Genomic DNA, 23769 nt, shown 5'->3' with positions numbered 1-23769 from the left:
AGCTCAAGCGGATGGGGGGAGGGCGTGTCATGGCTCGGTCCTGCGCGGAGTCGAGTCTCCGCTCGGCCCCTGGGCGGTTCGGCGGGGTTGACGCTCGCATGCCGGTCGAGTACATCTGATGCCAGGGATGCACGTCTAACCGATGCTGAATATTAATTCAGTGCGTGGCGGTCGCCGTAGCCGGCCGTGGATCTCGGGTGTGGCCCGTGGTGAGGGGTCTCATCTCCGGGGTGTGCGGTGGCGGGCGGCGGGGCGGTGTCGGTCGGCCGCGCGCGGATCTTCATGTTGGGCGTGTCCTTCGGAGCGCACGCAAGTGCGACACAAGGGAGAGGAGTGAGTGAATGTCCAGAACGATGCATGAGCGCTTACTGGCCTTATGCGCCGGCTTGGTCGCAGCGGTGCTGCTCCTGTCGTTGGGTGCCCCATCGGCGTCCGCGGCGGGCAGCGACGGCTGGACCCGGATCGAGGCCGAGGACCACGACAGTTCCGGTGGTTCGCTCCAGGTGTGCGGCGGGGCCCTGTGCCACGTCAAGGCCAACGCCTGGGCGCAGTACGACCGTGTGAATCTGCATGCGGGCACGGACGAGGTCCGGTTGAGCGTCGCCAACGGCGGCGGCGACACGGAGATCCAGGTGTGGGTGGGCGGGGCGAACGCCGGCACCCTGACCGTGGGTAACACGGGGGGCTACGGCGCCTACCGGACCAAGTCGCTGACGCTGCCGAAGCAGAGCGGTGTCGAAGACGTGAGGCTGGTCTTCGTGGGCGGCAACGTGAACGTCGACTGGCTGCAGTTCTCCGGGACACTCTCGCCCCTGCCGGGCGGGGAGATGTGGGCGGTCAACCCGGGCGGCGGTGCGTTCACCGGCTCGGACGGAACCGCTTACGCCGCGGACACCGGCTTCTCGGGCGGATCGACGTACTCCAAGGACGTCGCGATCGCCGGGACCACTGACGACACGCTGTTCCAGAGCGAACGCTACGGCGACTTCACCTATGCGGCTCCGGTCGACAACGGGCACTACGTGGTGACGCTCTACTTCGCCGAGGTGTACCACACCGCGGCCGGGGCGAGGAGCTTCGACGTGCTGATGGAGGGCGAGGAGCAGATCAGTGACCTCGACATCTACGCCGAGGCCGGAGCCAATACCGCGTACACGACCCGCACCGACGTCACGGTCGGCGACGGGACCCTCAACCTGCAGTTCGTGTCCAACGTCGAGAACGCCAAGGTCAATGCGATCAAAGTGACCCCGGTGGAGAACCCCGGCGACCCGGTGGCCTCCTTCACCGTGACGCCGAGGAACCCGGAACCCGGCGACACGGTCACCGTCGACGCGTCGGCCTCCTTCGACCCGGACGGCACGATCACCGGTCACCACATCGACTTCGGCGACGGCACCACCGCCACCGGCGAGGTCGCCACCCATGAGTACGACACCGAGGGCACCTACACCGTCACCGTCACCGTCACCGACGACAGCGACCGCACCAACACCCTGGCCAGGACGGTCACTGTACGGACGGCCGCAGCTACGGCCAAGCCGCGGGTGATCAACATGACCGACCTCGGTGCCGACCCCGACGACCTGCAGTCCCTGGTCCGCATGCTGGTGACTTCCAACGAGGTCGATCTCGAGGGTCTGATCGGGACAACCAGTTGCTGGAAGCCCACCCAGAGCGCAAGCAACATGGCCAACCTGTTGAATCCCAGGCTCAACGCGTACGGCCAGGTGCTCAGCAATCTCCGGAAGCACGCGGAGGGTTACCCGAGCCTCGCGTACCTGCAGTCCATCTCGAAGCTCGGTCAGACCGGCTACGGCATGGCTGACGTCGGTGCCGGCAAGGACAGCGCAGGTTCGGAAATGATCATTGCGGCGGTGGACAGAGACGATCCGCGCCCGGTCTGGGTCAACGTCTGGGGCGGCGGCAACACGCTGGCGCAGGCGCTGTGGAAGGTGAACAACACGCGGTCCCCCGCAGAGGTGGACCGGTTCGTGAGCAAGCTGCGGGTGTACGACATCCTGGGCCAGGACGACGCCGGCGCGTGGATGACGAAGAACTTCCCGGATCTGCTCTACATCCGTGCGAAGGGCATGGTCTACAGCTGGCAGCCCTCCGACGGCTGGCTGGACTCGAACGTCCAGAACCATGGCCCGCTGGGCGCCCAGTACCCCGACCGGAAATACGCGACCGAAGGGGACACCCCGGCTTTCCTGTACCAGATGCCCAACGGCCTCACCGACACCGAACATGTGGACTGGGGCAGTTGGGGCGGTCGTCTCGGCCCCGGGGAAAAGGCCGGTGTGCGAGGCATGTCATGTGGTGGCAGGCTCGGGAATGAGCCGTCGTTCGATCCTTACCACATGTACAGCGACGCCTCGGAGGGCGGCAGTTCGATCAACCGCTGGAGCAGTGGCATCCACAACGACTTCGCTGCCCGGATGGACTGGACCACCGCCGGAAGCTACTCCGGCGCGAATCACCATCCGATCGCCGTGGTCGAAGGTGACACAACCAAGGACGTCCTGGAGATCTCCGCCGCGGCCGGCTCCAGCGTCAGTCTCAGCGCGGCCGGGTCGAGCGACCCCGATGGCGATGCGCTGGCGTACTCGTGGGAATTCTACGATGAACCCAGCTCGCACAATGGCGCTGTCACCATCGAGAACAGCACGTCCGCAGCTCCGACGGTGCGCGTCCCGTCCAATGCCGGCGGCAAGACCCTCCACATCGTTCTGACGCTGCGCGACAACGGATCCCCCAACCTCTCTTCCTATCGTCGCGTGGTCATCAACGTGGACTGACACCGATCGCTGTGTGATCGCGATGTGCCGGCAGCGTTGCGGCCCATCCCCTGGAGGCGCTGTTGTGGGGCAGCGCCTCCAGGCTTTTTCATTTTCACCTGCCGGAGGCAAGGGGGTCCTTCGTGGTGGGGACACCTCGGGAATCGCCGCCAGGAGGTGCCGGTCCGGCTTCGCCGCACCACAGGCGCGCTGGTGTGGATCCGCCGCGCAGGTTCCGCTGCCGGAGTGATTGACACCTCTGGCACCCCCACTTAACATCGGCGCATGTCTGATCAGTGGCGCATAAAAATGCAGAATAACGCGGCTGAGCCCACCTATGGTGCAGGTATCTGGCACTTCGCCACCTACGTGGACCGGTACGCCACCGACGGGTACGGCGAACCGCGGACGGTGCTCGACGCGATCGAGCTCGCCGGCAAGGTCGGAAACCTCTCCGTCGTCGACCTGAACTGGCCGTTCCCCCCGGGGGGCATCTCCACGGCGGAAGTAAAGGCGGCCTTGGCGCGGGGAGGGCTGCGCGCGATCGCGGTGACGCCCGAGATCTACACCGGAAAGTTCGCCAGGGGCGGTTTCACCCACCCCGACCCCGCGGTCCGGCGCGACGCCATCGAGCTGGTCGCCGCGAGCGCCGAGGTGGGCCGGGAGCTGGGCGTCGACTACGTCAAGCTGTGGCCCGGCCAGGACGGCTACGACTACCCGTTCCAGGCGGACTACACGGATCTGTGGGACAAGTCGGTCGGTGCCGTACGGGAGCTCGCCCAGCAGTTCCCGGACATGCGGTTCGCCATCGAGTACAAGCCCCGGGAGCCGCGCAACCGGATGGTGTTCTCCTCCCTCGCCCGCACACTGCTGGCGATCGAGGACATGACAGTGGACAACGTCGGGGTCCTGCTGGACTTCGGCCACTCCCTGTACGGCGGTGAAACACCGGCCGAGGCCGCGCGCATGGCCATCAGGCGGGACAAGCTGTTCGCGATCGACGTGAACGACAACTTCCGCGGCTGGGACGACGACATGGTCGTCGGTTCGGTGCACCTGCTGGAGACCTTCGAGTTCTTCCTCGCTCTCCGGGACGCAAACTGGGACGGAGTCTGGCAGCTCGACCAGTTCCCGTTCCGGGAGGACCCCGTGGAGGCCGCCCGGACCGGGATCCGCACCATGCGGGCCTTCCACCGGGCACTGGCCCGTCTCGACCGCGAGGAACTGGCCTCCGCGCAGGCCCGCCAGGACGCCCTCGCCGCTCAGGGCGTCGCCAAGCGGGCCCTGTACCGCGCGCTGGCCGAGAGCGAAACCGCCTGACCGGCACGCGGGCTGAGCGGAAGGGGCCCGGAGCCCAGCAGGGGCCCGGGGGTGGTGCCGCCGGACCGGTTGACCGATCGGGGCGGCGACAGCAGTTCGCACGGCAGGGCGCACTGCGACAGGGATTCACCACCGGCCGCGTCCGAGCCGGCGTACGCAAGAACAAGAGGGTTGTCGTGACAACTGTCCAGGATTCGCATGACGGCTGGGACGCCGGGCGCGGCCGCTGGCTCACGCTCGGCCGCGGCAGCCTCCTCGCGCTCGTGCTGCTGGTCATGGCGATCGCGGCCACGACCACATACCGTCCGGCCGACTCATCCGCAGCCGGAGGGCCGGCGAAGTTCGACGCGGAGAAGTACGGGGCCGCCACCTACCCCAAGGCCGTGTCGGCCATCGAGAAGCGCGCGGTCGACATCGTCACGCTGCAGCGTGCGATCGCCGCCGACAGCGATGCCGCAGGGGCCCGCTACGGCGCGCGTGAGGGGACCGGCCCGTACAGCTACGCCGTCAGGCTGACCGGAACCGCCGGCGCGGTGCGCGGCGGCCTGCTCCCCGTCACGGTGCCGGGAGCCGGGAAAGCCCGTGTCAGTGTCCAGGTCGGACCCGCCGTCAACGGCACCGCCCTGCGGGACGCGGCAGGCTTCATCACCTTCGGCCAGTTCACCAACCAGGTGGACTACGCGGATGCGGGTACCGCACTGAACAACCAGCTGAAGAGCGAGGTGCTGGCCGGCCTCCGGCCCGACGCGCTGGACGGCGAAAAGATCACGGTCGTGGGCGCGATGACGCCGCTGACCGGCGATGTCCTGACCGTGACCCCCGTGTCTGTCAAGGCGGCGTCGTGACGCCGCCCGCCACCGAGGACGCACGTGACGAGCCGGTTCTGCGGGCGGTCGAGATCACCAAGGTCTACGGCGGCACCCACGCCCTCAAGGGGGTGTCCCTGGACATCGCCCCCGGCCGCGTCACGGTTCTGTTCGGAGAGAACGGGGCGGGCAAGTCCACGCTGATGAAGATCCTCAGCGCCGTCGAGCCGCCGACCACCGGGCTGATCGAGCTCGACGGTTCAGTGGTCCGGCTCGGCAGTGCCCGGGACGCCGCTGACCGGGGCATCTCGATCATTCACCAGGAACTGAGCCTGTGCGCGAACCTGAGCATCGAGGACAACCTCTTCCTGGGACGGGAACGCACCCGGCGCGGATTCGTCGACAGCGGGGTGCAGCGGGATCTCGCCCGGAAGGTGCTGCGGCGCCTGGACGGGACGATCGACCCGGCCACACCGGTCGGGGAACTCCGCCTGGGACAGCAGCAGCTGGTCGAGATCGCCCGGGCGCTGCTGCAGAACGCCCGGGTCCTGATCATGGACGAGCCGACCTCGGCCCTGAGCACTCCCGAGGTCGAGGTCCTGTTCAAGGTCATCCGTGACCTGACGGCGCAGGGGGTCGCCGTCGTCTACATCTCCCACCATCTGGAGGAAGCCCTCGACATCGCCGACGACGTGGCCGTTCTGCGGGACGGCTCCATGGTGGCCACCGCCCGGGCCGAGGACGTGGACCTGGCCTGGGTGGTCCGTACGATGGTCGGCCGCGAGCAGGAAGGGCTGTTCCCCAGCCGCGGGACGCGTACCGGGGCGGTGGCCCTGGAGGTCGTCGGACTCTCCGTCGCCGACCCCGCGAACCCGGACCGGCTCGCCGTGGACCAGGTCTCGTTCAGCGTGCGCGCGGGCGAGACGGTCGGCATCTTCGGCCTCATGGGCAGCGGCCGCACCGAACTCCTGGAATGCCTGGCCGGCCGCATCGCGGCCTCCTCGGGCACGGCGCGTCTGCACGGCAGGCCGGTGACGGGCCCAGTGCGCGGCCGCGTCCGTGCGGGATTGGCGCTCGTGCCAGAGGACCGCCAGCGTGACGGCCTCGTGCAGACCATGACCGTGGGGCAGAACCTGTCCCTGGCCGCGCTGACCGGGTTCGTGCGACGGCTGGTGGTCGACCGCCGCGGGGAACGCTCCGGCATCGATTCCATGATCGCTGACGTGACCGTCAAGACATCCGGGCCCGACGCCCCCATCGGCTCGCTGAGCGGCGGCAACCAGCAGAAAGTGGTCATCGGCAAGATGCTGATGACCGGCCCCCGGGTGCTGCTGCTCGACGAGCCGTCACGCGGAGTTGACGTCGGCGCGAAGGCGGACGTCTTCGCGCTGATGGCACGGCAGGCCGAGCGCGGCCTGGCCGTCCTGTTCACCACGTCCGAGGCAGAAGAGGCGCTGCACATCCCCGACCGCCTCCTCGTCCTGGTGCGCGGCCGGCTGGTGGCCGACCTGCGCGCCGGCGAGGTGACCCGCGACCGGCTGATGAGTCTCGCCGACGGTGCCGACACCACGGAAAAGGCAAGCGATGACTGACATCCCGACAGACGACCACGCGGCCATCGAGGCCCAACGTCGCCGAGCCGCCGTGCAGGCCAGGCGGATGAAGGTACTCGACTCGGTCTTCGAACTGCGGGCGTTCATCGCACTAGGCGTCCTCATCGTCGTCTTCAGCCTGCTGTCCGACTCCTTCCTCACCGCCGACAACGTGATCACGATGACCAAGCACGTGGCCATCAACGCCGTCCTGGCCCTGGGCATGCTGCTCGTCATCCTCAAGGGCGGTATCGATCTGTCGGTCGGCTCCACCGTCGGACTGTCCGGGGTCATCGCGGGCGAGCTGCTGAGGGGCGTCGGTATCGGGGACTTCATCGCCTACCCGCAGGTGTGGGCCGTAGTGGTCCTGTGCATGGCGGCGGGCACCCTGGTGGGTCTGGTGAACGGCCTCCTGGTCACCCGAATGAACGTCGCCCCCTTCATCGCCACGCTCGGCATGATGTACGTGGCCCGTGGCGCCGCTCTGCTGATATCCGGCGGTACGACGTACCCGGACCTCGAGGGCGACCCCGGTACGCACAACACGGGCTTCGGCTGGATCGGCTCCGGTCGCCCCCTCTGGCTGCCGGTTCCCGTGTGGATCATGATTGTCCTCGCCGCCCTGGTGGCGGTCGTACTGCGCTCGACGCCGTACGGGCGCTGGCTCTACGCCACCGGCGGCAACGAGCGCGCCGCGGAACTGACCGGCGTCCCGGTGCGGCGCGTGAAGACGACCGCCTACATGGTCGCGGGAGCGTTCGCCGCCCTGGCCGGCGTCATCATCGCCTCGGAGCTGACATCGGCGGCCCCGCAGGCCGGCGAGAGTTTCGAACTGAACGCCATCGCGGCCGTCGTCATCGGCGGCGCCGCGCTGACCGGAGGCCGCGGCACCGTCCGCGGCACTCTCGTCGGCGCGTTCGTCATCGGCTTCCTCGCCGACGGTCTGGTGATCGTGGGCGTCTCCACCTTCTGGCAGACCCTGATCAAGGGCGCCGTGATCATTGTCGCGGTCATTCTCGACCAGAGCCAGCAGCGCTTCAAGAAACGCGGCGTCGCGGCCTCCGCGGCAGCCGTCGCCGTCGAGCCGCCCGGGAACGAACGGGTCAAGGCCGGCTCCGGCACCTGAACCGGCGTCCGGCCGCCACGGCCGGCTGCCCTGCCCAGCCGAGCGAGGCACGTATCCCGCTTCGGAACCGCTCACCTCGCTCTGAACAAACCCACAGGAGGTCCCCGTGTCCCCTCTCAGAATACCCGCCTTCCGCACGACCGCCGCCGCACTGTTCGGTGTCCTGACGCTGACACTGTCCGCCTGCGGCTCGTCCGGCGGTCCGGACCAGCCCGAGCAGGCGGAGGGCAAGGCGAAGAACAACCTGATGGCCGTCATCACCCCCTCGCCGGACAACCCGTTCTTCAAGGCGGAGGGCGACGCCGCGCGGCAGAAGGCGGAAAGCCTGGGTTACCGGACTTCCGTCGCCTCGCACGGAGACGACCCGAACAAGCAGAGCGAGCTGATCGACGCGGCCATCTCCCGCAAGGCGGCTGCCATCATCCTTGACAACGCCGGTGCCGACGCCTCGATCGGGGCGGTACAGAAGGCGACGGACGCGGGCATTCCGGTGTTCCTGATCGACCGCGAGATCAACAAGACCGGTGTGGCCAAGGCGCAGATCGTCTCGAACAACTCGCAGGGTGCGCAGATCGCCGCCCAGGAGTTCGTGAAGGCGATGAAGGAGAAGGGCAACTACGTCGAACTCACCGGAAAGGAGTCCGACACCAACGCCGGCGTCCGGTCGAAGGGGTTCGCGGACGTCATCTCCCAGTACCCGGACATGAAGAGGGTGGCGCAGCAGACCGCCAACTGGGACCAGCAGGAGGCGTTCCGCAAGATGGAGACGATCCTCCAGCGCGACTCCGACATCCAGGGTGTGATCGCCGGCAACGACACGATGGCGCTCGGAGCGATCGCGGCACTGAAGTCCGCGCGCAAGTCCGATGTCGTCGTGGTGGGCTTCGACGGCAGCCCGGATGCCGTCGCACAGATCAAGGCCGGGAACATGGCCGCCACCGCCCTCCAGCCGGCCGCTCTGGGAGCCGAGATGGCCGTGGTCCAGGCCGACAAGTACATCAAGACCGGCAAGACCGGTCAGCCGGAGAAGCAGGCGATCGACTGCGTGCTGGTGACGAAGGAGAATGCCGACCGCATCAAGAACTTCGCCGAGATCTCCTAGACCTCCGGCGGCCGGGGAGACGGCGCGGTGCGAGTGCCCTCGCCGTCTCCCCGGCCTCCCCGATAAACTGCACGCTGATGACTGCGGTGCCGGACTGCCGCAATTCGAGAAGACAAGGGAAATCCGTTGGTCCTCGCCTCGACCCCCAGCGCCGACCATCTGCGGCTGCTGGTGAAAGTGGCCCGGATGTACCACGAGCGGGGCATGCGTCAGCCGGAGATCGCGGCGCAGCTGAGCATGTCCCAGCCGCGGGTCTCGCGCCTGCTGAAGGAAGCGGTGGACCGTGACGTGGTCCGCACCGTCGTGATCTCACCCGACGGTGTCCACTCCGAGCTCGAGGACGCCCTGGTGGAGCAGTACGGGCTCCGGGACGCCGTCGTCGTCGACACCGACGGCGCGGGCACGGCCGTCATCCCCGCGCTGGCCGCGGCGACCGCCACCTACCTGGACGCCACGCTCAAGGGCGGGGACGTCATAGGCATCTCCTCGTGGAGTGCCACGCTGCTGGAATCCGTGAACGTCATGAGCGCGAAGACGACGCCGGTCGCCGAGGAGATCGTCCAGATCGTCGGTGGGTCCGGGAGCCCCGAAGTGCAGCTGCACGCCACCCGCCTCACCAGTCGGCTCGCGGAACTGACCGGGGCGCGGCCGGTGTTCGCGCCGTCGGCCGCGCTCGTGGGCAGCAGGGAACTGCGCGACCTGCTGTGGCAGGAGCCGGCGGTGGCGGCGGTGGTGAAGGCGTGGTCCCGGCTCACCATGGCGCTGGTCGGTATCGGCACGCTGGATCCGTCCCCGCTGCTGCGCCGTTCCGGCAACGCCATCGCACCCGAGGACCAGCGGCAGCTCGAGGCGCTCGGCGCGGTCGGCGATGTCTGCACGCGCTATTTCGACGCCGAGGGACGGCCTGTCAACGCCGACTTCGACGCCCGCATCATCGGTATCTCTCCCGAGCAGCTCCGTCAGGTGGACCGGCGCATCGGCGTTGCGGGGGGAGAGGAGAAGATCGCCGCGATCCGCGGGGCGGCGCTCGGCGGCTGGATCAACGTCCTGATCACCGACGTGGAGGTCGCGCGCGCCCTGGTGAGCCGCGGCTGACCCGCCTCGTGGGCGCCACGGCGGCGGCATCGGCGGGCCGGGAGAGCCCGCCTCAGAGCTTCTCCGCGAGGCCGCTCCCGGTGCCGGGATCGGTGCTCAGCCACCGTGGTCCATCGGCCGGGCACCGCCGCACGGACGGCCCCGTACTTCGGCGCCGCTCGCGCTGGCGACCCTCAGGGCGGCGTGGGTGAGGGCCGACCCGCCGGTTCACACGGCTCCTTCCCCGCCCTCGGGCCGGGCGCGTGCGCGCCGGACGGCGTCGTGCCAGGCGGCGACGCGCGCGCGGTTGTCCGCCGGGTCACGCCGCGGGCTGTGGACGTCGTTCTCGCGGTGCATGCCGGCCAGTTGCCCGGCCGTGAACAACCCGAGAGCGCGCCCGGCGAGATGAGCGGCGCCCAGGGCCGACAGGTCACGGACGTGGGGGCGCCGTACGACCCGTTGGGAGGTGTCGGCCTGGATCTGCATGAGGGTCGCGTTGCCGGTCGGACCGCCGTCGGCAAGGATCGCCGAGACGGGACCGGTGACCTCCTCGACGGCTGCGATCACGTCCTCGACCTGGAAGGCCACGGACTCCAGCGCCGCGCGGGCCAGCGCCGGCAGGTCCGTCCCGAAGGACAGGCCGCTGATAACGCCCTGCGCCCCGTTGTCCCACCAGGGCGCGGCCAGTCCGCCGAACGCGGGCACCACATGTGCTCCGCCGGCGTCCGGGGCGGCGAGCGCGGCGAGTTCGGGCTCGGTGCGGCCGACCAGCCGGGCCAGCCAGCTCAGCGTGGCGCCGGAGGAGCGGATGTTGCCTTCCACGGCGTAGGCGGGGCTGCCGTCGTCCCAGGCGATGGTCAGACACAGCCGCCCGTCCTTCGCGGCCGTCGCCGGGTCGTCGACCAGTCCCATGACGGACGAGCCCGTGCCGTAGGTGGCCTTGACCTGCCCCGGTGTGAACACCCCGTGTCCGAACAGGGCGGCGTGCGAGTCGCCGAGCACCGCGGTGACCGGTGTGCCGTCCGGTACGGGCGCGAAGCCGCGCAGCGGCGCGAAGGGACCGGTGGAGGAGGTGACGGCCGGCAGCACCTGCGCGGGGATCCCGAACAGAGCGAGCAGGTCCGGATCCCACTGACGGCGGCGTACGTCGAGCAGCTGCGTGCGCGCCGCGTTGCCCACTTCGACGGTGTGCGCAGCGCCGCCCGTGAGCTGCCACAGCAGCCAGGAGTCCACCGTGCCCAGGCAGAGTTCGCCGCGTCTGCCGCGTGACCGGTCGGGGTCGTAAGCGTCCAGCAGCCACTGCGCCTTGAGGGCACTGAACATGGGGTCCAGCGGCAGCCCGGTCACGGCCCGGACCCATGGCCCGGCGCCTTCGTCGAGCAGACGGCCGCACCGGTCGGCGGTACGGCGGTCCTGCCACCCCAGGAGCGGTCCGACCGGGGCCCCGGTGGCCCGTTCCCACATCATCACCGACTCGCGCTGGGTACTGAGTCCGACGCCGGCGATCCGTCCCCGGGGCGCGCGTTCCACGCAGACGCGCACCGCCCCGCGCACACTGCGCCAGATGTCGGCCGGGGACTGCTCCACCCATCCGGGGCGGGGATGCGACGCGTGGACGGGGGCGGAAGCGGTGCCGACCACGGAGCCCCGGGTGTCCAGGAGGAGAGCCTTCGTGGCGGAGGTTCCCTGGTCGATCGCCAGAAGCAGCTCGGTCTCGTGCGATTGCCCTTCCTTCATACGCCCGCGGACCCCAGTACGTCGACGACGGCCAGGCGGATGCCGTCGGCGGTCAGACCGAAGTAGTCGAGGAGGAAGGCGGCGTCGCCGGTGGGTGCGAAGCCGTCGACGCCGAGCAACCGCAGGGGAACGGGGTGCCGTTGACCCACCACCGAGGCCACCGCCGCCCCCAGACCGCCGCTGACGGTGGCTTCCTCCACCGTCACGATGCCGCGCGTCTCCCTTGCGGCGCGGAGCATGGCCTCCTCGTCGAGCGGGTCGACGAACGGGCAGTTGATCACCCGGGTCGAGACTCCCTCGGCCTCCAGGGCGTCGGCGGCCTGCAGCGCCCTGGAGACCATCGTGCCGATCGCCACCACGGTGACGTCGCCGCCGTCGCGCAGGGTCACCGCGCGGCCCGGCTCGAAGGGCGCGTCCACCGGGACGACGTCCGGGACCTTGAAGCGGGGAATGCGCACGTAGCAGGGGCCGTCCGAGGCATGGGCCCAGCGTATCGCCGCCCGGGTCTGCTCACGATCGGTCGGTACGATCACTGGAAGATCGGCGATCGCCCGCAGCCAGGACAGGTCCTCCACGGAATGGTGGGTGGGGCCCAGCTCGCCGTAGGCCATGCCGGGGCTCTGGCCGCAGAGGATTACCTTGTGCCCGCTGTAGGCGCAGTCGGCCTTGATCTGTTCCAGCGCGCGGCCGGTCAGGAAGGGCCCCGCCGCGGAGACGAACGGGATCAGGCCGCCGTTGGCGAGGCCTGCGCCGACGCCCACGAGATCTTGCTCGGCGATCCCCACGTTGATCAGCCGGTCGGGGAACTCACTGCGGAAACCGGTGAGGTTGCTGGAGCCGACCGAGTCGTTGCACACCACCACCACCCGCTCGTCCGCCCGTGCGAGGGCGATCAGCTCCTCGGCGAACACCTGGCGGCAGTCGTGGACCGGCACGGCGACCGGCGCGGATGTCCGTGTCACCGGGACAGCTCCGTGATCGCTGCCCGCACCTGCTCGGATGTGGGTACCTTGTGATGCCATTCGACCCGGTCCTCCATGAACGACACTCCCTTGCCCTTGACGGTGTTGGCCACCACGGCCACGGGCTTGCCCGTGACGGAGGGCCGCACGGCCTCCAGCAGCGCCAGGTGATCGTGGCCGTCGACCACACGGACTTCCCAGCCGAACGCCGCCCACTTCGCATCGAGCGGGTCCAGGGCGACGGTCTCCTCCGTGCGGGCGCCCTGCTGCAGCCGGTTGCGGTCCACGATCGCGGTCAGCGAGGACAGTTCGTGGTGCCCGGCCGTCATGGCCGCCTCCCAGTTGCTGCCCTCCTGCATCTCGCCGTCCCCCAGCACGACCACCGTGCGGCTGGTGGAACCGCGCAGCCGCGCGGCGAGCGCGCAGCCCACCGCCACGGGAAAGCCGTGCCCCAGCGGGCCGGTGTTGGTCTCCACGCCGGGGACCTTCCGCCGGTCGGGGTGGCCGTTGAGGGCTGAGAGGGGCGCCGTGAAGGAGCGGAGCTCCGACTCGGGGAAGTAGCCGCACCAGGCCAGAGTCGAGTACAGGGCGGCGGCGCAGTGTCCCTTGCTCAGGATGAACCGGTCGCGGTCCGGCGCCTGCGGCTGTTCGGGGTCGACCTCCAGCACGGCACCGAACAGGGTCACGAGGATGTCCGTGACGGACATGTCTCCCCCGACGTGGCCCAGTTGCGCCGTGTCGATCATGCGAAGGACTCTCCTGCGGATCTCGGCCGACACGGACTGCAGTGAACGGGCCACCTCGTCCTGTCCGCCGTCCCGAATGGCCCGCCTTGCAGCGCGGAACCGCGCCGTGGCGGAGACGTCTGCCGTAAGCATTGAATATCCATTCAGCCTTGAATTGTTCTTGGGCTGATGCTGGGCCACGACCCCACGGCTTGTCAAGGCATCGCGAATGTCCTTCTGATGCCTGTCTGCGGTCATGTGCTCGGCGTACCGCGCCTGCCCGGGCCCGTCGCGCGAGCCTGAAGGCGCGAGCCGACCGAATATCCGGTCGAAGGTGACGGGTTGCTGACCGATGTCGGGCTCCCGGTCGCGCAGGGGCTCACTCGCGGCAGGCGGCGGCTCCCGCTGTCGCCGCCGGGGACTGCGGCCCGTGCCGTCGCACTCCGGGGCGTGGCCTTGCCCCACCGGGCCGGGGGGTGCGCCGGCGGCAGGGCGGGGGGTCCGGGCAACGGCCCCGCCCGGTGTCCGGCGCCGGGCCGCGGAGTCAGCCGTCGTAGCAGATGTAGATCCTCGGAGCACCGCCCTCGTCGGGGATGTCATCCGTGTCGCCGGTGCGCACGCCCCTGCCGGTGGTCTCGCCCGTGCGGGGATCGATCACACGGTACGCGCGGGGCACCCGAGTGCCCGTCAGGTCCCTGATGCCCAGGGGGCCTCCGTGCTCGCAGTACGCGATGAACAGCACCCCGGGACTCAGCAGGCCGCGCGGGGACTTGGAGATCTCCCAGTCGGGGCGCATGTCCGTCGTGGGCAGGCCGTCGAGAATGCGGCCGAGGAGTCCGACGTACCGTGAGCCTTCAAAATCCAGTGCCTCACGCCAGCCCGCGTCCTCGGCCAGAAAGTACGCGGGGTGCCCCGGCTCCCCGGAGTGCAGACGCCACTGCCACAGGCTTCCCGCGCCATAGACCACGCCCATGGTGCCTCCGGCGCAGAGGTTGCTCCATGCCTCGTGGCCCTGCCACCAGCCCACCGCCCTGTCCGGCGCGCCTCCGCGCTCGTAGGTGGGCTCCCCGTTCGCCACGGCTTTGGCGGGCGTGTTGCGCCACATGTCCGTCAGTCGCTCGGGCACGTGCTCGCCGCGATGGCCGGTCTGACACCACTGGAAGTCCAGCCAGTCCGCTTCCTGATGGGCCCGGTTGCCGAAGAACGGCGCGTAGTGGATGCCGCAGGGCTGCCGGTACGCGTCCCACCGGCCGATCTCCGCGCCGCCGGCCGCGACTTGCGGCTCATCGCCGGAGCCGTCCGCTCCGACCAGCCAGGCCGCCGGCGAGGCGCCGTAGCGGGCGACGAGATAGCGGCAGTAGCGGGCGTACTCCCCGGGCGGGACGACCGCCCCGGAGTTGCCCCGCTGTCCCTTCCAGCCCCACCCCTGGAAGACGGGCTGGAGGACCGGCACCAATGCATGCTCCGCCAGGATGTTCGTCAGGCGGTCCAGAGACCGGAAGTACGCGGGGCTGAGCTCATTGAGGTGTCCCTCGGGCAGGTCCTCGAACGCCACGTCGAAACCGTGGTCGGCGGTGCGGTCCCGTGGCCCGCGTGCGTCCCTGTCGGGCTGGACGCTCATCATCAGCACGGCGTTGAAACCCTTCGCCTGCCGGTCGGCAGCGTAGACGCGGACAGCGTCCTCGGTGGCCCGCCAGGGCAGCGCCCACGCGGTGTCGCCCACCAGGACGGCGGGGGTTCCGTCGGCATGGACGAGGCTGCGGCCCCGCGGCGACATCCGCCAGAAACCGTGTCGGTGGAAACGGTTGCCGACGGCAGGGCGGTCGGCGACGGTCAGCTCTCCCCGCTGCCCGTCGAGTCCGGGATCGGACGGGTCGCCGACGCTGCGCCAGGTCCAGCGACCGCCCGCGAACGGCGCGGCGAACCGGAACCGCCAGGTGGACCCCCCGTCCCAGAAGCCGGGGCGGCATACCACCGTCCCTGAGTCATGGGTGAACTCGGCCCACACCTCCACATCCGTGTAGGGGCGGGCGTACTGCCGCTGCGCGGCCAAGGTGATCTCCACCGGCGTCCAGGCGTGGACCCGCTCACCACGCGAGCCCTCTTGTGTCGCGGCCATCTACCGTGCTCCTGTCTTCCGGACGGTGGTGGCCGTTGGGAGTCGGGGCGGGGCTTCGGGCCCGTCGGCCGAACGGCACCTTGCACGCAGTCGTCATGCCCGAGGGCCCGGCCACTCGGATCCCTCGGGAGACACAGGATGGACGGGGGCGCGGCAAGTGTGGCGTCAATACCTCACCCACACCGTTCGCCGGGGCGGCCGGGATGCCGTGTTGTGTGGACCTTGAAAGCGGCATCAATGTCCGCGCGGACAAGCTTACTTGGAGACGTCGCGCGGTGCATGAGGCCAGGGTGACGGCCGGGTGCGGATGAGGCCGAGCGGGTAACCCCGTACGCATGGTGAGTGTACGGACACGGACGGTAGACATCGGGTGCGCCAGCCCCTCACGCTGAGCGGTGCACATGTACGGGGGCCGTGGGGAGTCGTCGCGGTCCGGCACGGAGAAAGGGCGGCGGATGGGCATCGTCGAAGGGGAACCGGCCGGGGGCGCGGCCGAACAGGGGGTCGGGGGCGTCGGTGTGCGGCCGACCGCCACCGAGCACGCCGGGGCGCGGCGGGAACAGGGCGGAGGCACCGGCGGACGGCCGGATCCGGCCGGGGACTGGGAGCGGGAGCCGCAACCGTCGGACAGCATGCGCACGTTCGGCGCGTTCGTCCAGGCGCTGCGGGAGCACGCCGGGCTCAGCCGCGCGGATCTGGGCATCCAGGTGCGGTACTCCAAACACACCGTCGAATCGGTCGAGTTGGGGCGCCGGATGCCGGACCTGGCGTTCGTGGAGCGCGCGGACGAAGCCCTCGGCGCCACCGGTGCGCTGCGGAGGGCCGCCCGCCATCTCACCCGCGGCGAGGCGGGTCTCGCGGCGTGGTTCCGGCGGTGGGCGCGGCTGGAACGGGAGGCGGTGAGCCTGTGCACGTACGAGAACCGGCTGGTGCCGGGGCTGTTGCAGTCGGATGCGTACGCACGGGCGGTGTTCGACAACAGCATCCCGCTGCTGACCGATGAGCAGACGGAAGCGCAGCTCACCTCGCGGATGGAGCGGCAGGCGATGATGCGGGAGCGGCCGACCGTGCCGTTCAGCTTCATCGTGGAGGAGTCGGTGTTCCGGCGTCGGCTGGGTGGCGCGCGAGTGCAGGCGAGCATGCTGGACCACGTACTGGAGCTCTCCGCGCCGCGCAATGTGACGCTCCAAGTGGTGCCGCTGGAGCTGGAGTTCCACGGATGCCTGGACGGGCCTGTGCAGGTGCTGGAGACCCCGGAGGGGCGGCGGCTCGGGTACTCCGAGGGGCAGCAGAACGGTCGGCTGATCTCTGACCCGAAAGAGGTGAGTCTGCTCTGCCGACGCTGTGAAACACTGCGCTCGCAGGCCCTGAACCCGAAGGAATCCCGGGACCTGCTGGAGCGGATTCGAGGAGAGCGATGAGCAGCGGTGCGACGGAACTCGCCTGGTTCAAGTCCAGTCACAGCGGCACCCAGGGTGACAGTTGCGTGGAGGTCGCGATAGCCGAACAGGCAGTCCATGTAAGGGACTCCAAGGACGTGAAGCGTCCGGCCTTCTCGGTCGGCCGCGAGGGCTGGGGCCGTTTCGTCCGGTTCGCGTCCGAGCGCTGAGCGGTTCCGGGGCGGGCCTTCCGCAGTGCCGGAAACGGGAGCGGTGAGCGGCGATATCATCGCTCCATGACGATGAATGGCGAAGGGTCCGCCCCGGCGGCCACCACCTCCTGCGGGGCGCCGTCGGCGGCCGTGGCCCTGTTCCGTTCCCTGGGCGACCCGGCCCGGCTGGCGATCCTGCGTCGGCTGGCCGAGGGCGAAGCCCGTACCACCGACCTGGTCGCCTGTGTGGGGCTGGCGCAGTCCACGGTCTCCGCACATCTGGCCTGCCTGCGTGACTGCGGCCTGGTCACCTTCCGCCCCGTCGGCCGGGCCTCGTGGTACTCGCTGGCGCGCCCCGAACTGCTGGACCTGCTGGCCGCCGCCGAGCACTTGCTGGCGGCTACCGGCGAGGCCGTCGACCTGTGCCCCGCCTACGGCACCCATCCCGCCCGGGACTCCGCCCGATGAGCGGCGTGCCCTCCACCGGCACCAGGCCGGATGTCACCGGCCCGGCAGTTCGTCGCGCGGTGCGCTATGCGAAGTTCACCATCGGCTACAACGTCGTCGAGGGCGTCGTCGCCGTCTCCGCCGGTGCGGTCGCCGGGGCGATCTCCCTGATCGGCTTCGGCATCGACTCCGGCATCGAGGTGGCCGCGGCCACCGTGGTCCTGGTGCGGCTGCTGGCGGAGATCAAGGGCGGCGAACCGGACGAGGCCAAGGAACGCAAGGCGCTGAAGTTCATCGCCCTCACCTTCTTCGCCCTCGCCGCGTACGTCACCGTCGAGGGCGTCCGCGACCTGGTGGCCGACGAGAAGCCCGATACCTCTCCCGTGGGCATCGCCCTCACCGGCCTGTCGATCGTCGTCATGCCGTGGCTGGCCCGGGTCAAGCGCAGAGCCGGACTGGAGATGCGCTCCCGCCTGGTCGTCGCGGACGCCGCCGAGACCAGACTGTGCGCCTGGCTCAGCGTCTCCACCTTCGCCGGACTGCTCGCCTTCGCCGCCTTCGGCTGGACCTGGATCGACCCGGTCGCCGGATTCGTCATCGCAGCCTTCGCCGTCATGGAAGGCAGGGAAGCGTGGGAGGGCGAACTCGTCTGCGACGACGGCTGTGACGACGACTGCGCGGACGAGGACGCGGGCGCGGACGGAGCCGCGGAAAGCAGCGCCACCCCCTCCGGCGGAAGACCCTCTTGCCAGGGCGGCTGCGAGTAAGCGCCGCCACCCCGGCCCGGTGCCCTGGGGCCAGACCGGGCCGTTGATCCCGCCCATCTTTCTCCTCGGTATCGGGATGATGGCCAGGTATCAGCGATGTGGCTCAGTCGATGTCCGGATCATCTTCGAGGAGACGGGTCGCGAGATCGTCGGCCCACTCCACGGTCCCGTACGACGTCATCCCGGACCAGGCCATGTGCAGTGGCAGCTCCACGACCCCCTCGGTCGGGCCGCGCAACTCGTCCGGTGACTCCGGCAGTCGTCGCCGGAATTTCTCCCGGTACAGCGCGAGGTCCTCGGCGTCCGCGCCGGAGAGCTGCATCGGCGCGGGTGCGGTGTGCTGCGGGCTGGAGGACATGACTCCGTTATGAAGGCCATGAAGGCCATGAAGTCATGCGGGCCATGATGGGCGAGCCGGCGAACCTCCGGCCCCGGCCGAGGGCCTCGGAAAGGCCCCGAAGGCACCGCCACATCCCCTCCCGCCTGGCGTATGCAGGTCGGGCAGTGGTGCGGCGGCGCCTTTTCCGGAGTCCTTCAGATGTCGCGGAAGATCTCGATCTGCGCGCCCACCGAGTTCAGGCGTTCCGCCAGTTCCTCGTAGCCGCGGTTGATGACGTAGACGTTGCGCAGGACCGAGGTGCCCTCGGCCGCCATCATCGCCAGCAGGATCACCACCGCCGGGCGCAGGGCCGGCGGGCACATCATCTCCGCGGCCCGCCAGCGCGTCGGGCCCTCGACCAGCACCCGGTGCGGGTCGAGGAGTTTGACGTCGGCGCCGAGCCGGTTGAGGTCGGTGAGGTAGATCGCGCGGTTGTCGTAGACCCAGTCGTGGATCAGCGTCGAGCCCTGCGCGGTGGCGGCGATGGCCGCGAAGAAGGGGACGTTGTCGATGTTGAGGCCCGGGAACGGCATCGGGTGGATCTTGTCGATCGGGGCCTTCAGTTTCGACGGGCGCACGGTGAGGTCGATGAGCCGGGTGCGGCCGTTGTCGGCCGGGTACTCGGGGCTGCGCTCGTGGTCGAGGCCCATCTCCTCCAGGACCGCCAGCTCGATCTCCAGGAACTCCACCGGCACCCGCCGGATGGTCAGTTCCGACTCGGTGACGAGGGCGGCGGCGAGCAGGCTCATCGCCTCCACCGGGTCCTCGGAGGGCGAGTAGTCCACGTCCCGGTCGATGTGCGGGACGCCGTGCACGGTGAGGGTGGTGGTGCCGACGCCCTCGACCGTCACGCCCAGCTGCTCCAGGAAGAAGCACAGGTCCTGGACCATGTAGTTGGAGCTGGCGTTGCGGATGACGGTGACGCCGTCGTGCCGGGCGGCGGCCAGCAGGGCGTTCTCGGTCACGGTGTCCCCGCGCTCGGTCAGCACGATCGGGCGGTCGGGGCGGATGCTGCGGTCGACCTCGGCGTGGTAGATGCCGTCGGTCGCCGTGATCTCCAGGCCGAAGCGGCGCAGCGCCGTCATGTGCGGCTGCACGGTGCGGGTGCCGAGGTCGCAGCCGCCGGCGTACGGGATGCGGAAGCGGTCCTCGCGGTGCAGCAGCGGGCCGAGGAACATGATGACGCTGCGGGTGCGCCGCGCCGCCTCCATGTCCATGGAGTCCAGTTCGAGCCGGTCCGGCGGGACGATCTCCAGGTCGGCGCCGTCGTTGATCCAGCGGGTGCGGACGCCGACGCTGCCCAGCACCTCCAGGATCCGGTAGACCTCCTCGATCCGGGCCACCCGGCGCAGGATGGTGCGGCCCGAGTTGAGCAGGGTGGCGCAGAGGAGGGCGACGCAGGCGTTCTTGCTCGTCCTGACGTCGATGCCGCCCGAGAGCCGGCGGCCGCCGACCACGCGCAGATGCATCGGCCCGGCGTAGCCGAGCGACACGATCTCGCTGTCCAGGGCCTCGCCGATGCGGGCGATCATCTCAAGGCTGATGTTCTGGTTGCCGCGTTCGATGCGGTTGACGGCGCTCTGGCTGGTGCCCAGGGCTTCCGCGAGATGCGACTGTGTCCAGCCGCGGTGCTGCCGGGCGTCCCTGATGAGGCGTCCGATGCGTACGAGGTAGTCGTCTCCCATGCGGTTCACGTTATCTCAGATATGAGATTTCCGCGCTTCGGGAGGGCCGGGTTCGTCGGCCGGATGGAGTCCGGAGTGCCCGTTTTCCCGGCGTTCTCACCCGGCCGGGCGCACGGCCTCGGGACGCCGGTCCGTCCGTCCCGGAAGGGCGGAATGCCCGGGGCCGCCGGGGCGCCGCCCCGGCGCGGACCGCACGGCGCCCGGCTTCCGGGAGGGTTGACAGCGTGCGCTCAGGTAAGGCGAGGGGCATGAGAGAACCCGATCCGATACGTGACGTCCGGGGCCCGTCGGGGACCCCGGCGCCGGCCCCGCGCGCGCCGGCGACCGCGGTCGGCACCGGGCGGTACGGCGGCGGTGCCCGCGCGCTGGAACCGCAGCGCGGCGGCGAGGGCAGCCTCGCCCATGTCGTCGAGACCCTGCTGGACAAGGGGCTCGTCCTCAACGCGGACATCATGGTGTCGGTCGCCGGTGTCGAACTGCTGGGCATCCGGCTGCGCGCCGCCCTGGCCTCCTTCGAGACCGCCGCCCGCTACGGGCTGGAGTTCCCCTCCGGCACGGATGTGGAGACCGCCGCCTGGCGCGAGGTCAAGGAGGACAAGGAGAGCTGCCCGGAATGCCACAAGAGGGTTCCCGCCCGGGAACTCCTCGACGAGTGGTGCCCGTGGTGCGGCTGGCGCAGCGCCAAGGCGCTGTCCCGGGCCTCCGCCGCTGACGCCGCCGCGGTGGACGGCGACGGCTCCGGCGGGGAACAGGCCGCGGAGGCCGGGGCGCCCGCCGCGGTGGAGAGCGGGCGGACGCCGGACGGCCGGCGGAGCGAACGGCAGAGCAAGCGGCAGCCCGCACGTCAGGAGCGTCAGGGCAGGCCGCAGGTTGAACGGCAGGACGAGCGGCAGCCGGACGATGCCTGATCGCGCTCCCGCCGCTCCCGCCGCACCGGCCGTCCCCTCGCTCCAGCCGACCCGCGACCCCCGGGTCACCCTGGACGATCTGCTGGAGGTCGTGCTCAACAAGGGGGCGGTCCTCCATCTGGACCTGATCATCGCCGTCGCCGACATCCCGCTGATCGGCGTCAACGTCCGCGCCGCGATCGCCGGCATGGAGACGATGCTGGAGTACGGGATGCTCCGGCAGTGGGACGAGGCGACCCGCGCCTGGGCGGAGCGCTCCGGCAGCCGGGGCCTCGAACTGCGGGACGGGGAGCGGCTGATCACCCGGATGTTCGGCGGCCACCGGCTGACGGGCGAGGTCTGCTCGGGATGGCGGCCCGGCAGCGTTCATCTGACGGACCGTCGTCTGGTCGTGCTCCGCCGTGAGCCGCGCGAGGTCCTCTGGGAGGCCGAGCTGGCCGCGCTGGAGTCCGCCGCCCTGGAGACCGAGCGGGCCGTCGGCGGCGAGGACCGCACCCGGTTGCGCGTCCGGCTGCGCGACGGCGGGGAGGCGCTGCTCTCGGCCGCCGAGCCGGAGCGCCTGCACCGGGAGCTGCTGGAGCAGGCGCCCGGCGCCCAGGCCCTGGCCGCGGCCGACGGGGGTCGCGGCGGGACGGCCGGTCCGGCGGAGAAGGACGGGCACGAGGGCCACTTGTGGTACCACGAGCCCCGCCGCGGCGGCGCGATGTGGCGCGGCGGCCGCGGCCGTCTCGACGCGGGCGGCCTCTCCTGGAAGTCGCCCGTCGATGCCCGGCCCGCGCTGGTGCTGGCCCCCGGCGATCTGCTCGGCGTCCGGCTGGAGGAGCGGGACAACCCGGCCGGCAGCCCGTACACGCTGGTGCTGGACACCCCCGGCGGCGAAGTGGCCCTGGCGGCCGACACGCTCCCCGACTGGACCGGCCCCCTCCACCGCATGGCGGCGGGCGGCACGGGTCAGGAGGACGGGGAGCCCCCGGAGCGAAGGAGGGATGACGGTGGCCCTCACCGTTGACGAGAAAAGCCTCAAGCACGGTGTACTGACCCTGGTCGTCACCCTGGTCGAGGTGATCCAGGAGGCGCTGGAGCGGCAGGCCCTGCGGCGGATGGAGGGCGGCGACCTCACCCCCGAGGAGACCGAGCGGCTCGGCGAGGCGCTTCTCGAACTGGACGAGGCCATGAAGGAGATCAAGGACGAGCACGGGATCACCGTCTCCGTCGCCGATCTGCACCGCGGCCTCGACGAGGTCGTGGACGACGTGGTGGACAAGCTGGTCAACCCGGCACGCTGGGCCGAGGAGGCCGGACCGGGGGGCGGGACCGGCAACGGGACCGGGACCGGGACGGGAGGGGCGCGATGAGCGGCACCCACCCCGGCACCCCCACCGGCACCCACCCCGGCACCACGACCGGCCCCGGCCGGCCGGAGCCGGACGAGCCGCCCCGGGCCCTGTACGTCTACGCGCTGCTGCCCGACCCGGGTGCGGAGACCCTGCCGGAGACCGTCACCGGCATCGACGGCCGGCCCCTCCGGCTGGTGGGCGACGGGCCCGGTGGCCCGGTGGCCCTGGTGCACGCCACGGCTCCGGCGCCCTACCAGGGCCCCGACGAGGACGTGCGCCGCTGGATCGTCGAGCACGACCGGGCCGTCGACGCGGCCTGGCAGCTCACCGGGGCCGTCCTGCCGATGACGTTCAACGTGCTGGTGCGGCCGGAGGAGGGGCAGAGCGCGGAGCAGCGGCTGCTGAGCTGGCTGGCCGAGCGCCGCGACGAACTCACGGCCAGGCTGGACGACTTGGCGGGCCACGCCGAACTGCGGGTGGAGATCACCCTCGACGGGGAGGCCGCCGCCGTCAGCAGCGAGCGGGCCCGGTCCCTGATGGCGGACATGGCGGAGAGCTCGCCCGGCGTGCGCAGGCTGCTGGCCAAGCGGCTGGAGATGGCCCGCCGCGAGGCGTCCGAACAATTGGCCGACACACTGTACGCGGACGCCCGGCGCCGGCTGGCGGCCGTCTCGGAGGACCTCCAGGACCGCCGCCGCGCGGTCCGCGACCCCGGCGAGACGGATGTGCTGTCGGTGTCCCTGCTGGTGCGGCAGGACGGGATCGAGACGGTGGGCCGGGTGCTCGCGGAGATCCAGGACGAGCAGCCGGCGGTCCGCATCCGCTTCCTGGGGCCCTGGCCGCCGTACTCCTTCGCGGACCTGGGGAACGGTCCCGGCGGGGCCGAGGAAGCCCCGCCGGGCGGAGCGGTCCCCGGCCTCCGGGCCTGAGGGCGCCGCCTGCGCCTCCTGCTCCGCGCGCCCCGCCGGCCCTGCCCCGCCCGCCCGTCTGCCACACCGGCCCGTACGGCCCGCCCGGAGCCCGGAGCGGCGTAGCCGGTGCCGCCGCGCCCGGCCCGCTCAAGGGTTCGGTCCGGCATCGGCGGGTACCCGGCCCCGCCGGAGCAGCCGCTCCGGACGGTGGCGGACGGCGGCGGGAGGGCCGCGGAACGGCAGCCGGACGGGCAGCCGTACGGCAGCCGGACGGCGGAGTGAACGACAACCGGACGGCAACCGGACGACAACCGCACGGCAGCCGGGATGCCCGCCGCGTGATCCGTGTACTAGAGTTATCTCGACATCGAGATATCTGCCGAGCGGGCACACCGCGGCCG

21 protein-coding genes are annotated in these 23769 nt (G+C 70.8%); 15 read left to right on the top strand and 6 right to left on the bottom strand.

What is annotated here, in order from left to right:
- Nucleotides 1-341: 341 nt before the first annotated feature.
- The 7 genes from LIX60_RS06605 to LIX60_RS06575 all read left to right on the top strand — a co-directional run bounded on the left by LIX60_RS06605 (nt 342) and on the right by LIX60_RS06575 (nt 9821).
- Nucleotides 342-2801 (top strand): nucleoside hydrolase-like domain-containing protein, encoded by a 2460-nt coding sequence (locus LIX60_RS06605; protein WP_227957618.1) that lies wholly within the window; start codon nt 342-344, stop codon nt 2799-2801.
- A 264-nt stretch (nt 2802-3065) separates the two neighbouring features.
- Nucleotides 3066-4100: a TIM barrel protein gene (locus tag LIX60_RS06600; protein ID WP_227957617.1), complete on the top strand. Its 1035-nt coding sequence runs from the start codon at nt 3066-3068 to the stop codon at nt 4098-4100.
- A gap of 176 nt (nt 4101-4276) precedes the next feature.
- Entirely contained in the window at nt 4277-4945 is a 669-nt protein-coding gene (locus LIX60_RS06595; protein WP_227957616.1) for a DUF2291 family protein, read from the top strand.
- The gene (locus LIX60_RS06590) at nt 4942-6498 is read left to right on the top strand and encodes a sugar ABC transporter ATP-binding protein (protein WP_227957615.1); all 1557 of its coding nucleotides are present in this window, start codon (nt 4942-4944) and stop codon (nt 6496-6498) included. The genes LIX60_RS06595 and LIX60_RS06590 overlap by 4 nt, the downstream gene beginning before the upstream one ends.
- Nucleotides 6491-7624, top strand: coding sequence for an ABC transporter permease (locus tag LIX60_RS06585; protein WP_227957614.1), 1134 nt, complete (start codon nt 6491-6493; stop codon nt 7622-7624). The genes LIX60_RS06590 and LIX60_RS06585 overlap by 8 nt, the downstream gene beginning before the upstream one ends.
- A gap of 106 nt (nt 7625-7730) precedes the next feature.
- The gene (locus tag LIX60_RS06580) at nt 7731-8726 is read left to right on the top strand and encodes a D-ribose ABC transporter substrate-binding protein (RefSeq protein ID WP_227957613.1); all 996 of its coding nucleotides are present in this window, start codon (nt 7731-7733) and stop codon (nt 8724-8726) included.
- Between the two features lie 126 nt (nt 8727-8852).
- On the top strand, nt 8853-9821 hold the full coding sequence (locus LIX60_RS06575; RefSeq protein ID WP_043460531.1) for a sugar-binding transcriptional regulator: 969 nt from the start codon (nt 8853-8855) through the stop codon (nt 9819-9821).
- Between the two features lie 207 nt (nt 9822-10028).
- Here the strand turns inward: LIX60_RS06575 and LIX60_RS06570 are convergent, their stop codons facing one another.
- The 4 genes from LIX60_RS06570 to LIX60_RS06555 form a co-directional block, all read right to left on the bottom strand.
- Entirely contained in the window at nt 10029-11537 is a 1509-nt protein-coding gene (locus tag LIX60_RS06570; RefSeq protein ID WP_227957612.1) for an FGGY family carbohydrate kinase, read from the bottom strand.
- Entirely contained in the window at nt 11534-12499 is a 966-nt protein-coding gene (locus LIX60_RS06565; protein WP_227957611.1) for a transketolase family protein, read from the bottom strand. Before LIX60_RS06565 ends, LIX60_RS06570 begins: the two co-directional genes overlap by 4 nt.
- Nucleotides 12496-13377 (bottom strand): transketolase, encoded by an 882-nt coding sequence (locus LIX60_RS06560; protein ID WP_227957610.1) that lies wholly within the window; start codon nt 13375-13377, stop codon nt 12496-12498. Before LIX60_RS06560 ends, LIX60_RS06565 begins: the two co-directional genes overlap by 4 nt.
- Before the next feature lie 391 nt (nt 13378-13768).
- Entirely contained in the window at nt 13769-15343 is a 1575-nt protein-coding gene (locus tag LIX60_RS06555) for a DUF4038 domain-containing protein (protein WP_050363316.1), read from the bottom strand.
- 455 nt (nt 15344-15798) lie between these two features.
- On the opposite strand from LIX60_RS06555, the gene LIX60_RS06550 reads away from it, so the two are divergent.
- From LIX60_RS06550 to LIX60_RS06535, 4 genes are all read left to right on the top strand, one after another.
- Nucleotides 15799-16764, top strand: a complete 966-nt coding sequence (locus tag LIX60_RS06550) for a helix-turn-helix transcriptional regulator (RefSeq protein ID WP_227957609.1) — start codon at nt 15799-15801, stop codon at nt 16762-16764.
- Nucleotides 16761-16952, top strand: a complete 192-nt coding sequence (locus LIX60_RS06545) for a DUF397 domain-containing protein (protein ID WP_227957608.1) — start codon at nt 16761-16763, stop codon at nt 16950-16952. Before LIX60_RS06550 ends, LIX60_RS06545 begins: the two co-directional genes overlap by 4 nt.
- A 66-nt stretch (nt 16953-17018) precedes the next feature.
- Nucleotides 17019-17402 (top strand): helix-turn-helix transcriptional regulator, encoded by a 384-nt coding sequence (locus LIX60_RS06540; RefSeq protein ID WP_227957607.1) that lies wholly within the window; start codon nt 17019-17021, stop codon nt 17400-17402.
- A complete protein-coding gene (locus LIX60_RS06535; protein ID WP_227957606.1) occupies nt 17399-18148 on the top strand; it encodes a cation diffusion facilitator family transporter in 750 nt (249 codons plus the stop codon). The genes LIX60_RS06540 and LIX60_RS06535 overlap by 4 nt, the downstream gene beginning before the upstream one ends.
- 103 nt (nt 18149-18251) lie before the next feature.
- Here LIX60_RS06535 and LIX60_RS06530 read toward each other — a convergent pair whose 3' ends face one another.
- Together LIX60_RS06530 and LIX60_RS06525 are read right to left on the bottom strand one after the other, a co-directional pair.
- The gene (locus tag LIX60_RS06530; RefSeq protein WP_227957605.1) at nt 18252-18506 is read right to left on the bottom strand and encodes a hypothetical protein; all 255 of its coding nucleotides are present in this window, start codon (nt 18504-18506) and stop codon (nt 18252-18254) included.
- A 176-nt stretch (nt 18507-18682) separates the two neighbouring features.
- The gene (locus LIX60_RS06525) at nt 18683-20212 is read right to left on the bottom strand and encodes a UDP-N-acetylglucosamine 1-carboxyvinyltransferase (protein WP_019711070.1); all 1530 of its coding nucleotides are present in this window, start codon (nt 20210-20212) and stop codon (nt 18683-18685) included.
- Nucleotides 20213-20460: 248 nt separating this feature from the next.
- Here LIX60_RS06525 and LIX60_RS31720 point away from each other — a divergent pair, with 248 nt between their 5' ends.
- Genes LIX60_RS31720 through LIX60_RS06505 form a run of 4 tightly spaced genes read left to right on the top strand, consistent with a single transcriptional unit; the run spans nt 20461 to nt 23386 of the window.
- Nucleotides 20461-21120 (top strand): gas vesicle protein, encoded by a 660-nt coding sequence (locus LIX60_RS31720; protein ID WP_308101104.1) that lies wholly within the window; start codon nt 20461-20463, stop codon nt 21118-21120.
- Nucleotides 21113-22129, top strand: coding sequence for a gas vesicle protein (locus LIX60_RS06515; RefSeq protein WP_227957604.1), 1017 nt, complete (start codon nt 21113-21115; stop codon nt 22127-22129). Before LIX60_RS31720 ends, LIX60_RS06515 begins: the two co-directional genes overlap by 8 nt.
- The gene (locus tag LIX60_RS06510) at nt 22113-22475 is read left to right on the top strand and encodes a gas vesicle protein K (protein WP_227957603.1); all 363 of its coding nucleotides are present in this window, start codon (nt 22113-22115) and stop codon (nt 22473-22475) included. The genes LIX60_RS06515 and LIX60_RS06510 overlap by 17 nt, the downstream gene beginning before the upstream one ends.
- Nucleotides 22472-23386 (top strand): GvpL/GvpF family gas vesicle protein, encoded by a 915-nt coding sequence (locus LIX60_RS06505; RefSeq protein ID WP_227957602.1) that lies wholly within the window; start codon nt 22472-22474, stop codon nt 23384-23386. Before LIX60_RS06510 ends, LIX60_RS06505 begins: the two co-directional genes overlap by 4 nt.
- Nucleotides 23387-23769: the final 383 nt, after the last annotated feature.

The sequence above is a fragment of the Streptomyces sp. S07_1.15 genome, assembly GCF_020739505.1.
In the GTDB taxonomy this organism is placed as follows: Bacteria; Actinomycetota; Actinomycetes; order Streptomycetales; family Streptomycetaceae; genus Streptomyces; species Streptomyces xinghaiensis.
This window is presented reverse-complemented; position numbering and strand designations above follow the sequence as displayed.